Here is a 12,748-nt window from a genome sequence, read left to right on the forward strand (position 1 = left end):
TAGTCCCTGTCCGTCAAACAACATCACAACATCCCATACAACAGAAAGGAGCTTGTCATGAGCGACCACATCTTGTCCTCGCACGACACTGCCGCTGTTTCCGACCAGGAATTTCAGGTTGATCTCAGCGACGAATCTGGAGCTCAAACCGCCGAATACGGCATCGTGATGCTCGCCGCCGTAGGATTCGCCGGCTTGCTGGCCGTCATTCTCTCGGGTGGGGCCGTCCAAGACCTGCTGAATGGTCTGGTTGAGCAGGCCTTGCAGTTCTAAAACGGCCGTGTGAATCGGGTTGCCGTGGCATTCACCGGTGAGTGCCACGGCAACCCGGCCACCATAGCTCCATCTGACAACCAGCCACGATGTGGCCCGGAAGGTAGGGACGACGATGTCTCAGACATTTAGATACCGAGTAGGCCGTGATACTGGGTCGGTGACCGCGGAATTCGCGGTGGTGCTCCCAGTGGCCATGATAGTGGCGGCGATGCTGGTCAACGCCGTGGTGATCGGTGTCCAACAAGTTCGGCTCGAGCAAGCTGCCGCCGCGGCAGCTCGAGAACTGGCCCGTGGGGAGCCCGCCGATGGGGTGACAGCTACCGTATCGCGGATGGCGGGAAGCCAGGCCTCCGCCCAGCAGGAGATCTCCGGTTCGTGGGCCAGCGTTACCGTGTCGAGGCCCACCCCGGGTCCGGTTGGCTGGCTCAACATCGGCACGTTGGAAGCTCGTGCTCATGCACCGTATCAGTGGGTGATTTCCCCATGAACACCCCACCAGCGTCATGGGACGACCAGCAGGGTTCTGGCACCGTTGTGGTGGTTGGCATCATCGGCTGTTTAGCCACACTGCTTATAGGAGGGTTGATGCTCGTCCAAGCCACGGTCGCTTCCTCGCGGGCGGCTGCGGTCGCAGACCTAGCAGCCTTGGCTGCCGCCGATGCTGCCCGGTCACTGATTCCAAGCGAACCGTGTCAGATTGCCGAACAGACCGCAGCTCGCCATCACGTCAGGATGGAATCCTGCCAGTGGGAATCCGACGATACGGTGCGGGTCTCGGTTACCAATGAGCTCGTCGCCGGTTCCGGGTCCCTCGGGTTGGTCGCAACAGCGGAATCACGGGCTGGCCCTGACCGGATGATGGCAGGTACCGCAACAGATGAGTGAGTACTGCCACGGCCCCGGGTTTATCCAAGGGCGAGTTACGGTTCCCACATTTAGGTGATTGCACGCAGGAAGGGCATCCTTGCTCGCATTCACAGGCCAGAATTGCGTCACGGGTGGCCTTGACCCACATCCGCGCCGTGTTAAAGCCACGACGAGCGAATCCCGCCCCACCGGGGTATCCATCGTAGATAAAGACCGTGGGTTGGGAGGTGTCCGGGTGCAACACCATCGAGACCCCTCCGATATCCCACCGGTCGTTGGAGGCCACCAGTGGCAACATACCAATCATTGCATGTTCAGCAGCGTGTAATGCTCCAGGCATCCGGTCGGTGGTCAGCCCTGCGGCGATCAGCTCGTCGGAGCTTGTGGAAAACCACACCGCTTCGGTGAACAGCTCTTGTGCGGACAGTTCGAGTGGTTCTTCTCCGAGTATTTGAGAAGTGATCACTTCTCGCCGCTGGTAGGACACGACTCGGGTCGTGACCTTGACGTTGCCGAGGTTCCAGGTCAGTCGGGTTGGTTGTGTCGCCGAGTCCGGAACGAATTGTTCGAGCGTGTTGAGAATCGCGACCTGTGTGGTTTCTCGAGCCTGGGTGTAGAAATTGGGTTCAGCACGAACGACGAGCACTACCCCGTTGTCCTCATCGAGGACGGTGACCAGCCACGTGCGCCCCTGGTGAACATACACCGCTCCGGGGTGGGCTTGGGAATGTGATTGTTCGGCGCTGATGGTACCTAAAACGGTGCCGGTCTCTTCGTCGACGATCTCCAACGGTGCTCCGCCGATATCGCGCAACCCGATCGTTGCGGCCGGCCGGTCGGGGTGGGTCCAGAACCAGCCGGCGGGACGGCGCCGCAGATAGCCTTCTGCGGTGAGGTCCTCAAGGAGGCGGTGAACGTGTTCTTCGGGACCAAAATCTGGCAGATCCTCGGGGGTGAGTGGAAGTTCAGCGGCCGCCGCGCACAGGTGTGGACCGAGAATATAGGGGTTCGTGGGATCAATAACCACGTCTTCGACCCCAATGTCGAAAATTCGTTCCGGGTGATGCACCAGGAAGGTATCTAGCGGATCCTCACCGGCCACATAGATAGCCAAAGAATCTTGACCGCTACGACCGCTACGTCCCAGTTGCTGGAAAAAGCTGGCGCGGGTGCCAGGCCAACCGGTAATGATCACCGCATCCAGCCCCGAAATATCAATGCCAAGTTCCAAAGCGGGCGTGGTGGCCACCGCCAGGAGTTTCCCATTGTCTAAGGCTTGTTCCACCTCGCGCCTTTCCTCCGGCAAGAGTCCAGAGCGGTAGGTTGCTACCCGCGAGACAAGATCCGTCTTTACCTCGCTGAGCTGCCGCTTGGTCGATTGCGCCATGGCCTCCGCCCCGCGACGGGAACGGATGAAGGCCATGGATCGAATCTGCTGGATGGCGAAATCAGTGAGAAAGTCTGCTCCAGTAGAGATCAGCGAACGACGCCGTTGAGCACCGTGTTCTCCGGTGTCATCGGAGAATTCGGGCTCCCAGAAGCCCACTGAGACGGCGCCGTGCCCGGATGTATCACAGGTGACTGCTCGCACCGGTGCGCCAATGAGTTCTGCGAAACTCGTCGCGGGATCCGAGGAGGTCGCAGAGGCACCGATGAAATGCACGTCGGTGTTGTGATAGTGAGCGCAGACTCTGCGCAGACGGCGCAACACTACCGCCACATGAGAACCAAATACGCCGCGATAGGAGTGGGCCTCGTCGATGATCACCCACCGCAATCGCCGGAAAAACCGGGTCCACTGGTGGTGCTGGGGCAAAATCCCAAGATGCAACATGTCCGGGTTCGTGAGCACAATATTGGCGTGGTCGCGTACCCACCGTCGAGTCTGCGGATCCGTATCGCCGTCGTAGGCTTCAGGGCGTAAGCCGGCCCGGAGACGATCTGCCAGCTGGGACCAGGACACCAATTGGTCGGCACCCAGCGCCTTGGTTGGAGCGAGATACAGTGCCGTCGCTGTCGGGTCCGCGAGAACGCTGGAAGCCACCACGGCCTGGTATGCCAATGATTTTCCCGAGGCGGTTCCGGTGGCCAGAATGGTGTGCTCAGACCCGAGAGCTATCTCGATGGCCTGAGCTTGGTGTAACCACGGGCGGTGAATCCCGCGGTGTGCAAAGGCCTCACGGACCGCTTCAGCAATACCCTGTGGCCAGTGGGCATAAGTTGGTTCGCGTGCGGGAATGTAACGACCGTGGACGAACTGGGCCGGCACTGTGGAATATCCCAAGGCCTCTCGCAGCTGATTGAGCGCAAGACGTTCTGCCGCCTGCCCAGCACTATCCGGGCAACCAGACAGATCGCGGTCAGCGGAGTCGGGATCGTCGAGCGGGTGGATCCTGTGTGCTCCTAGACCTGGAAATGCTCGTGAGTCTGAACATGGTCATCGGAGACATCAGGGTGAGCTAACACCACCACGTCGGCGAGCGGAGTCCAGCCCAGGTGCTTGTACAGTGCCTGACCATCGGCCCCGGCAATGAGGAGGCCTTCTTCGACGGCTTCTTCCAAGGCCAGGGAGCCAAGGTAGCGCATCACCAGTGAGCCCAGTCCCTGACGACGGAACTCGGGGTTGGTCCAGATCCGGTCAAAGACGGCGTGTTGACCGACGACACCCACACGTCCGCGAGCGGCGGTGTGGTCCGGACCGGTGGGGTGCTCGTCGGTGGTGATAAAGCTCAGTGAGTACCACCCGTCCTGCCGACGGACATCGGCGATGAACTCGTCGGGGACAACAGGTTCTTCCACATCGTGGCTGGCCATGTCAGTGACCATCAGCTTCTCACCCACACCGATGGCCTTCAGGCCGGTTTTTTCAGCCAGGCGTTGAGCGGCGGCCTCGGCGGGCTCAGGTTGCGCGGGCAGATCGGAAGCAACGATCAAACGACGGGTGGGGTGCTGTTTGATTTCATCGGCCACAGTATTCAATACGTGGTCGTCGGTGTTCGCGATGACGTACTCCCACAAGTCTTCGGTCGCATCATCAGAGATGGCCGGTCGCAACGCAGCGTGGATTTCTCCGTGGGACGTCAGGTGGTGGTTCCGGATACGGGCGCGCCCTGTCAGCCAATTGGTGACAAGTTCGTCAGTCAGCGATGAGGAGATAGCCATGACATTAAGCATACCTGGCAGGGCCGGCCAGGCCCACACACGTAATCAACTTGAGATGAAAAGATTTGTCGTTGTGTCTTACCCTGAGACATGTGAGTTCCGTATCCGCTAGCCCCCAGACCAAGATCGCGCTGTACTATCATTTTGCTCCGATTCCCGATCCGCAAGCAGTGCAACTGTGGCAACGAACCCTGTGTGCGTCATTGGGGCTCACCGGTCGCATCATTATCTCTGAACACGGCATTAACGGCACCGTGGGCGGACCCATTCGAGACGTGAAGGCGTATGTGAAAGCCACCAGGGAGTATGCGCCGTTTACATCGTTGACCGTGAAATGGTCGGATGGTTCGGATGAGGATTTTCCGCGCCTTTCGGTCAAGGTTCGTCCCGAGCTGGTGGCCTTTGATGCTCCCGATGAAATTGAGGTCAACGACCAGGGAGTGGTCGGCACTGCTGAACATCTCTCACCGCAACAGCTCCACGAGCTGGTGGAGAACCAGAAGCGGGCCGGAGAAGACGTGGTGTTTTTTGACGGTCGCAATCGGTTTGAGGCCGAGATTGGTCGGTTCAAAAACGCGGTGGTGCCCGATGTGGACACGACCCGTGACTTCGTGGCCGAACTCGACTCCGGTAAGTATGATCATCTCAAAGATCAGCCGGTGGTCACCTACTGCACCGGGGGGATCCGGTGCGAGGTGTTGACCGTGCTGATGGCCAACCGTGGATTTAAGAACCTCTACCAACTCGATGGTGGCATCGTGAAATATGGCGAGGCCTTCGCTGACCGTGGCCTGTGGGAGGGCTCGCTGTATGTTTTCGACCAGCGGATGCACACCGAATTCTCCTCAGCAGCCAAAACCATCGGGCACTGCATCTTGTGCGAGCAACCCTCGAGTCAGCTACGGAATTGTCACGCCCCCGGATGCCGGCACTTGCAGGTGGTGTGCGACCAGTGCGAGGCAAACCACCCCGACCGAATCTGTGAGGTCTGCGCCTCAACCTTTGAGGACTCGCAGGAGTCTTCAGCATGACTCACTCGAAGCAGCCGGCCCTGGGGCCGATGCCGACAACACCACGGGCCGACCGGGACCTGATCGGTGCGCTGGCGGCAGACCTTGACCAGGTCAACTACCGGGCTGATCCCATCGCCGAGTTGCTGGGGCCGTGGGCGATTGCGGCCTTGGACCGAGAACAGGCAGAACCCGCCCGTGTCGTGGTGGAGACGATGCTGAAAAACTCGACAGAGCAGATCAGCCCGGAACAGGGTTTGGCGGCGGTCATCAGCGTGTGGATGCTCGGCGATGCCGTGGCCACCGAGTATCTCGAGGCTGCCTTGCCGACCCTGGGTGTTGCCGGGGCAGTGCAGCTGGGGCTGGGCACCGTCGTGGAGGGGCGCTTCGTGCCGGGCGTGGACCTGTCCGTCTACGACGCTGATCGTCCCGGACAGCTCTGGGTGGCCAGCGATCAGACCGCGTTGCAACTACGCCAGCCCCTACCGGGCGGACACGTGCTGGGCGCAGGTCGGGCGTCGCTGACCTTGGCGGGGCTCGTTCCGCGCGAACCGGTGGCCACCGCCCTGGATCTTGGAGTCGGGTGCGGGGTGCAGACCTTTCATCTGTTGGACCACGTCCAGCACGTTACCGCTACTGATATTTCCGACCGAGCGTTGGCCTTTACCTTATTCAATGTCCTCCTGAACGCGTCGATGTTGGGCGTTGATCCAGCACACCCGCAGCACCGCCTGACTCTGCGCAACGGATCAATGCTCGAGCCGGTGGCCGAACAGCGGTTTGATCTCATCGTTTCTAACCCGCCCTTTGTGATTGCACCCGCCGGCGGCCCTGCCGGTGCAGAACATACCTATCGGCAAACCGGCGCCACCGGGGACGCGGTGACCGAACAACTTATCCAAGAACTTCCGACAGCACTGACCGACGGTGGGACCGCGGTGTTGATGGCCAACTGGGAAATTCATCACGACCAGCAGTGGGACACTCGGATCCGCCAGTGGTTACCCGGCCCACCGGCCGATTCCGGCTCGGATGCTGTGCTCGTGGACGCCTGGGTGATTCAGCGCGATCAGCAAGATCCGGCTGGATATGCCGAAACCTGGTTGGCCGATTCCTCTGACCAGCTGGATCCGGCCCTGTTTGCCAGCGGATATCGTCGCTACCTCACCGATTTTGCTCAGCGATCCGTGACCGGGATCGGTTTCGGTTGGGTGCGTCTGCGGCGACGGACTACCGGGGCAGCGACCCCGTTACGCCGGCTCGAGTCATATCAGGGTGAGGTGCACCAGCCCGTGGGGCGGGCATGGACTCAGGCTGTGAAGGCCTGGGACACGCTGCAAACCACCGACTGGACGCAACGCCACGCCCGGGTCCCGTACCATGTGACCGAAGAACGGTATCAACACTTTGGGGCTGAGGATCCAGAGGTTATCATGGCCCGGCAGGGTGCCGGCTTCGGGCGGACTGCCATTCTGGACACAGCAACGGCTGCGGTATTGTCGGTAGCAGATGGGCAACTGAGCTTGCGCCAGATCTTTGCGGCGGTTTCGGGGCTCTTAGGCCTGGACAAGACCGCCAGTACCGCATTAGAACGGGCGGTTGCACAGCTGATCGTCGAAGGGTTCGTCGTCTTAGCGGATGACGGTGATTCCGTCACAAACCGTGACGAGCAGACGCAGAGCCGTGGTGAGAATTGAAATAATCGGATAGTCACAAACATTCCGGGTAGTGTGCCTGTCAGTGCATTAGTTGGCGTCATGCCTGGGAAATTATTGGAGGAACCTCGTGCCAGAGAAGTCATCCCCGACCACCGGCGGTACTCACTTGGTGATTGTGGAGTCCCCGGCGAAATCTCGGTCGATCGCCAAATATTTAGGTGACGGTTGGGTTGTGGATGCTTCAGCTGGTCACATTCGAGATCTCCCGCGTCCCTCGGACCTGCCGGCCGAACTGAAAAAGGGCAACTACGGAAAATTCGCGGTCGATACCGAGAATGGGTTTGAACCCTATTACGTGGTCTACCCGGATAAGAAGAAAAAGGTCACCGAGCTGAAGAAATTGCTCAAAGACGCCGATGACCTCTACTTGGCCACTGACGCCGACCGAGAAGGGGAAGCTATCGCCTGGCACCTCTACGAGGTGCTCAAGCCCAAGGTTCCCGTCTACCGGATGACGTTTACCGAAATCACCAAAGAAGGTGTGGCCCGCGGTTTAGACAATATCCGGGAGATCGACCACGACCTGGTCGATGCTCAAGAAACCCGTCGCATTCTGGACCGATTGTTCGGATACGAAATTTCTCCGGTGCTTTGGCGTAAAGTCGCCCCTGGGCTCTCGGCCGGACGGGTGCAGTCGGTGGCCACCCGCCTGGTCGTGGAGCGAGAACGGGAACGGATGGCATTCATCCCGGCCGGCTATTGGGACATTGACGGTCAGTTCGCCACCCAGAGCGAGGAATCCTTTACCGCCCGACTGAGTGCCGTTGATGATCGACGGGTCGCCACCGGCCGTGACTTCACCGATCGCGGTGAGCTCAAATCCTCGGCCACAGACCAGGTCGTGCACCTGGACCAATCCTCGGCTACTGCTCTGGCCGAAGGACTGGCCGATGCCGAATTTCGGGTGACTTCGGTGAAGGATAAGCCGTACCGGCGTCGTCCCGCCGCCCCGTTCACGACCTCCACATTGCAACAAGAAGCCTCCCGTAAATTGCGGTTCTCCTCACGGGTGACCATGCAGGTGGCCCAGCGACTCTATGAGAACGGGTTCATTACCTATATGCGTACTGACTCGGTGGTGCTGTCCACCGAAGCCATCAACGCCGCCCGAGGACAAGCCACCGAACTCTACGGCCAAGATTCCGTGCCCGAGACTCGGCGCTACTACACTTCCAAGAACACCGCAGCCCAGGAGGCCCACGAAGCGATCCGTCCAGCTGGGGACCACTTCCGCACTCCTGCCCAGGTCTCCTCCCAGCTCTCCGGCGACGAATACCGGCTCTATGAGCTGATTTGGAAGCGCACCGTGGCCTCGCAGATGATCGATGCCACCGGGTATACCGCCACCGTGAAGTTGCAGGCTAGCTCCGCTGAAGATACCCCGCGAGTAGCAGAGTTCAGCGCCTCCGGCACCGTGATTACCGTGCCCGGTTTCTTGGCGGCCTATGAAGAGGGCCAGGACGAGTCCAACCAGCAACAACAAGTGCGGCTACCGGATCTCAGTGTTGGTCAGCACCTGGATGCCTCTGAGGTCACTGCCAACGGCCACGAAACCACCCCGCCGGCCCGATACACCGAAGCTTCGATCGTGGCCGAACTCGAAAAGCGCGAGATCGGTCGACCCTCCACCTATGCGCCGACAATCTCGACCATCATGGATCGCGGATACGTCAAGAAACGAGGCACCGCGCTGGTGCCCTCCTGGACCGCCTTTTCGGTAATCCGGTTGCTCGAAGAACACTTCGACCGTTATGTGGATTATGACTTCACCGCTCGGATGGAAGATGACTTGGATAAGATCGCGGCTGGGGAAATGGAGCGGGCTGCGTGGCTGGAAGCGTTCTACTTCGGTGCCGAACACGCTGCCCAGACCGACGATGACCAAGCCGCCGACGGACTGAAATCTGTCGTGGAAAATCTCGGTGATATTGATGCTCGTGCGGTGAACTCGGTACATCTCACCGATGACATCACCCTGCGAGTCGGACGCTACGGGCCCTATCTGGAAAAGGCGCTACCGGCTGATGCCTCCGAAGGGACCGACCCCGAACGGGTCAATGTTCCCGAGGATTTGGCCCCGGACGAGCTCACCGCGGACAAAGCCCGGGATTTGATCGATAACGCCGCCCCGTCGGAGCGGATCCTGGGCGTGGACCCTGAGTCTGGGTATGAGATTGCCGCCAAGGACGGTCGGTACGGGCCCTATGTGACGCAAGTGATTCCGGAACCAACCCAGGAAGAAATTGACGCTCAGCCGACCGAATACTATAAAAACGGCAAGCCCAAACCGAAGAAGAAGCCCAAACGACCGAAGCCCAAGACCGCGTCCTTGCTGAAATCGATGGACTTGGCCACGGTGACCTTGGAGGATGCCCTCACGGTGCTCTCATTGCCACGCGTGGTGGGTACTGCCGACGATGGGACCAAGATCACCGCCCAGAACGGCCGATTTGGTCCGTATTTGAAGAAGGGTACTGATTCTCGGTCCTTGGAAACCGAGGAGCAGATGTTTACCATCACCCTCGAAGAAGCCGAAAAGATCTATGCCCAGCCTAAAAAGCGCGGACGTGGTGCAGCCAAGCCACCACTGGCCGAACTAGGGGAGGACCCGAACTCCGGTGGCAAGGTGGTGGTCAAGGACGGCCGTTTCGGCCCCTACATCACCGACGGTACCACCAATGTCACAGTGCCACGCGGTACCGATCCGCAGGCGGTCACCGCAGAGCAGGCCTATCAGTTGCTCAGCGATAAGCGTGCGAAAGCCCCGGCAAAGAAAAAGCGTTCACCGCGGAAAAAGACCACCGCGTCCAAAAGCTAGTAGGGCTTCACCCACCTAGCTCACCGGCGGCCGCCGCAGAGAGAGTAGGCTAGAAGCATGCGCCTTGGAGTACTGGATATTGGATCCAATACAGTTCATCTGCTTTTAGTCGACGCTCACCCCGGAGCTCGCCCCAACGCCTACGCTGATCACAAGCAACAACTGTCGTTGATCCGGCATCTCGATGACCAGGGTGCGATCACTACCGAAGGTGTCGACAAGCTTCTGTTATTCATTCGGGAGGCGGTGAGCTTTGCTCAGCGCAACGGTGCAGAAGACATGATCGCCTTTTGTACCTCGGCGATCCGTGAATCGGCCAACGGCCCAGAGGTCCTGGCCAAAGTCACCGACGAAACCGGAGTGCATCTGGCCGAACTCAGTGGCGACCAAGAAGCAGCGATGACATATTTCGCCGTCCGGCGCTGGCAAGGTTGGCACGTGGAACACCTACTGAACTTTGACATCGGTGGCGGTTCCTTCGAAATTGCCTATGGCACCGATGAGTTGCCCTCCCGTGCAGTCTCGGTCCCGTTGGGTGCAGCCCGGTTAACCCGTGAATTTCTGTCCTCGGACCCGCCGAAAGGCAAGCAACTCAGAAAGCTCTCCGGCCACATTGAGGCGGTTTTAGACGACACACTGGGACATTTGGGGGATTCGATTCAGATGCCCGAGCACACTGTGGTGACCGGCACCTCCAAGACGTTCCGTTCCTTGGCTCGTGTCGCCGGGGCCGCACCCAGCTCGGAAGGTCCCTTTGTCACCCGGACGCTGAAGCGCAAAGACCTGAAGTATTGGATCGGCAAAATGTCGAAGATGACGGTCGACCAACGAGCCCAGTTGCCCGGCGTGTCCGAAATCCGGGCCCCGCAGGTTTTGGCCGGAGGCATGGTGGCCCATGCGGCGATGAAATACTTCGGCGTCAAACGCTTGGTGATTTGCCCCTGGGCGTTGCGCGAAGGGTTAATGATGGGACGGCTCGACGCGTTGTTGATGGAAGGCGTCGTCGGTCGTGATCTGGACCCGTGGGTGGGCTCGCTGAATCTTTCCTCTGGTGCCGAAACTCCCGGGTTCTCGCTGGGGGTTGTCAGTGCCTGAGATTCCGGCCGACGTGGCGCCCATACCCGTCACGCTATCGTCTTCCTCAGTGTTTGCCCTCCCGCCACAACACGTCTTCGGAATGGCCGAAGATTTGGGCTATGACGGCGTAGAAATCATGGTCACCCAAAACTCGTGGACGCAAGACCCGAGGAAACTAGACCAACTGTCGGAAAAATACTCCATGCCCATTCATTCGATTCACGCCCCGACCTTGCTGTTCACCCAACAAGTCTGGGGCTCGGCGTGGAACAAAATTGCCCGCTCGGCCGACATGGCCCGCGAACTGGGTGCTGATATCGTGGTTGCTCATCCGCCCTTCCGCTGGCAGGGGCGCTACGCCAAAGGCTTCAAAGACGGAATCCGCGACATCATGGATGCCACCGGGGTGATGATTGCGGTGGAGAATATGTACCCTTGGAAGGTCTCCGGGCAAGAAATCAAAATGTACCTGCCGCACTGGGACCCCACCCCGGAAGATTATGACCACATCACGTGGGACTTCTCCCACGCTGGAATCTCTGACGCCGACTCGCTGGCGGTCTTCAAATTGCTCGGGTCGCGGCTGAAACATGTCCACGTCACCGATGGGACCACCAGTGCCGGAGACTCCCACTTGATTCCGGGCCAGGGTGAACAACCGGTGGCCGAATGCCTGCAGTATCTGGGAGCCACCGGATGGGACGGAGCCGCCTGCGTCGAGGTTTCCACCCGTAAAGTCTCCTATGCCGGGGAACGTGAAGAAATGCTTGCCGAGGCCCTGAGATTCACTCGCTTCCACCTGGCCGTCGGGCAAACTGCCCAGTGCCAAGCTCAGGCCACAGGGCAGTGCAACGGCCAGCACATCGCCTCACTTCATGAACAGGCTCAGACCCAACCAATGCAGATTATTTCCAACCACCAAAGAAAAATGCCCCGAGGTGACGATGACTAACGCAGCACACCAGCCCGCCGATGTGAAACTAGCCGTGATTGGACTGGGTCATATGAACACCGCCATTGTGGCCGGCTATGTGGCCACCGGCGCTGCGCCGGCGGCCATCCAGGCCACCACGCACTCTATCGCCAGCGCTACCGCCAAAAGCGAGAAACTGGGCATCACTGTCGTCTCCCTGGACAGCAACCCCGAAGCTAACCGCCAAGCCGTGGCTGAGGCAGACGTGGTACTGGTCGGGACCAAGCCGGCCGATATTGTGCCCACCCTCAGCGACCTGGCACCAGCTCTGCCGGACCGGGCTGTCGTGGTCTCGGTGGCTGCAGGCATCACCCTGCAGGCGATCACCGAGGCCGTCGGAGCCGACCAGCCGGTGGTGCGGTGCATGCCGAACCTACCGCTGACCCTGGGCAAAGGCGTGGTGGGTATGGCCGGTAATCAGGCGGTCACTGACCGAGGGCTGGCCCAAGCGGAGGCGATTTTCTCCGGTTCGGGGCGTGTCTTCCATGTGCCCGAAGACCAGATCAACCTGGTTGCTGCCATTGCCGGATCCGGGCCGGGGTACATTTTCCATATCACCGATGTGCTGGCCCAGGCTGGTGCCCAGCTCGGCCTGGACCCTGAGACCGCGGTGGAGCTGGCGCGTTTGACCGTATCCGGTGCGGGGGCGATGCTGGGTGAAGACGGAGCCGACCCCAAGGCGCTCACCGACCAGATTTGCACCCCGGGAGGTACCACCGAAGCTGCGGTGAATGCCATGGATGACTCTGGGCTTCAGGAGTTGCTGGTGACGGCTGTGCACGCCAATATTGCCCGCAGCGAGCAGATCGCCAACTCCTAAGGTTAACTCACGACAGAACCGCTCGTC

Annotated in this window: 11 protein-coding genes; 9 read left to right on the top strand and 2 right to left on the bottom strand. The window is 60.0% G+C overall.

Features of this window, described 5'->3' with window-relative positions; translation table 11 throughout:
* Positions 1-57: 57 nt before the first annotated feature.
* The 3 genes from DCC27_RS11880 (at position 58) to DCC27_RS11890 (ending at position 1,161) form a co-directional block, all read left to right on the top strand.
* A complete protein-coding gene (locus DCC27_RS11880) occupies positions 58-273 on the top strand; it encodes a DUF4244 domain-containing protein (protein ID WP_110110229.1) in 216 nt (71 codons plus the stop codon).
* Positions 274-388: 115 nt separating this feature from the next.
* On the top strand, positions 389-763 hold the full coding sequence (locus tag DCC27_RS11885) for a TadE family type IV pilus minor pilin (RefSeq protein ID WP_146206804.1): 375 nt from the start codon (positions 389-391) through the stop codon (positions 761-763).
* Positions 760-1,161, top strand: coding sequence for an Rv3654c family TadE-like protein (locus DCC27_RS11890; protein ID WP_110110230.1), 402 nt, complete (start codon positions 760-762; stop codon positions 1,159-1,161). The genes DCC27_RS11885 and DCC27_RS11890 overlap by 4 nt, the downstream gene beginning before the upstream one ends.
* On the opposite strand, the gene DCC27_RS11895 is transcribed toward DCC27_RS11890, so the two are convergent.
* Both DCC27_RS11895 and DCC27_RS11900 read right to left on the bottom strand, forming a co-directional pair.
* A complete protein-coding gene (locus DCC27_RS11895) occupies positions 1,055-3,427 on the bottom strand; it encodes a DEAD/DEAH box helicase (RefSeq protein ID WP_246840102.1) in 2,373 nt (790 codons plus the stop codon). The two genes, DCC27_RS11890 and DCC27_RS11895, sit on opposite strands and share 107 nt — an antisense overlap.
* A gap of 119 nt (positions 3,428-3,546) precedes the next feature.
* Positions 3,547-4,305, bottom strand: a complete 759-nt coding sequence (locus tag DCC27_RS11900; RefSeq protein ID WP_158278511.1) for a GNAT family N-acetyltransferase — start codon at positions 4,303-4,305, stop codon at positions 3,547-3,549.
* A 92-nt stretch (positions 4,306-4,397) separates the two neighbouring features.
* Here DCC27_RS11900 and DCC27_RS11905 point away from each other — a divergent pair, with 92 nt between their 5' ends.
* The 6 genes from DCC27_RS11905 (at position 4,398) to proC (ending at position 12,721) form a co-directional block, all read left to right on the top strand.
* Positions 4,398-5,336, top strand: coding sequence for a rhodanese-related sulfurtransferase (locus DCC27_RS11905; protein ID WP_110098004.1), 939 nt, complete (start codon positions 4,398-4,400; stop codon positions 5,334-5,336).
* Entirely contained in the window at positions 5,333-7,012 is a 1,680-nt protein-coding gene (locus DCC27_RS11910; protein WP_233487900.1) for a methyltransferase, read from the top strand. Before DCC27_RS11905 ends, DCC27_RS11910 begins: the two co-directional genes overlap by 4 nt.
* Before the next feature lie 88 nt (positions 7,013-7,100).
* On the top strand, positions 7,101-9,851 hold the full coding sequence (gene topA / locus DCC27_RS11915) for a type I DNA topoisomerase (RefSeq protein ID WP_110098003.1): 2,751 nt from the start codon (positions 7,101-7,103) through the stop codon (positions 9,849-9,851).
* A 57-nt stretch (positions 9,852-9,908) separates the two neighbouring features.
* Complete coding sequence (locus DCC27_RS11920; protein ID WP_110098002.1) at positions 9,909-10,946, top strand: Ppx/GppA family phosphatase; 1,038 nt, start codon at positions 9,909-9,911, stop codon at positions 10,944-10,946.
* A 1-nt stretch (position 10,947) separates the two neighbouring features.
* On the top strand, positions 10,948-11,880 hold the full coding sequence (locus DCC27_RS11925) for a sugar phosphate isomerase/epimerase family protein (protein WP_369859708.1): 933 nt from the start codon (positions 10,948-10,950) through the stop codon (positions 11,878-11,880).
* The gene (proC, locus tag DCC27_RS11930) at positions 11,873-12,721 is read left to right on the top strand and encodes a pyrroline-5-carboxylate reductase (protein ID WP_208392142.1); all 849 of its coding nucleotides are present in this window, start codon (positions 11,873-11,875) and stop codon (positions 12,719-12,721) included. Before DCC27_RS11925 ends, proC begins: the two co-directional genes overlap by 8 nt.
* Positions 12,722-12,748 lie beyond the last annotated feature (27 nt).

Source organism: Auritidibacter sp. NML130574 (genome assembly GCF_003185725.2).
Classification (GTDB): domain Bacteria; phylum Actinomycetota; class Actinomycetes; order Actinomycetales; family Micrococcaceae; genus Auritidibacter; species Auritidibacter ignavus.

Excerpts from the sequence above, each read along its gene's own strand:
- DCC27_RS11880 (WP_110110229.1), top strand. The coding sequence starts at position 58 with ATGAGCGACCACATCTTGTCCTCGCACGACACTGCCGCTGTTTCCGAC.
- DCC27_RS11885 (WP_146206804.1), top strand. The coding sequence starts at position 389 with ATGTCTCAGACATTTAGATACCGAGTAGGCCGTGATACTGGGTCGGTG.
- DCC27_RS11890 (WP_110110230.1), top strand. The coding sequence starts at position 760 with ATGAACACCCCACCAGCGTCATGGGACGACCAGCAGGGTTCTGGCACC.
- DCC27_RS11900 (WP_158278511.1), bottom strand. The coding sequence starts at position 4,305 with ATGGCTATCTCCTCATCGCTGACTGACGAACTTGTCACCAATTGGCTG.
- DCC27_RS11910 (WP_233487900.1), top strand. The coding sequence starts at position 5,333 with ATGACTCACTCGAAGCAGCCGGCCCTGGGGCCGATGCCGACAACACCA.
- DCC27_RS11920 (WP_110098002.1), top strand. The coding sequence starts at position 9,909 with ATGCGCCTTGGAGTACTGGATATTGGATCCAATACAGTTCATCTGCTT.
- proC (WP_208392142.1), top strand. The coding sequence starts at position 11,873 with ATGACTAACGCAGCACACCAGCCCGCCGATGTGAAACTAGCCGTGATT.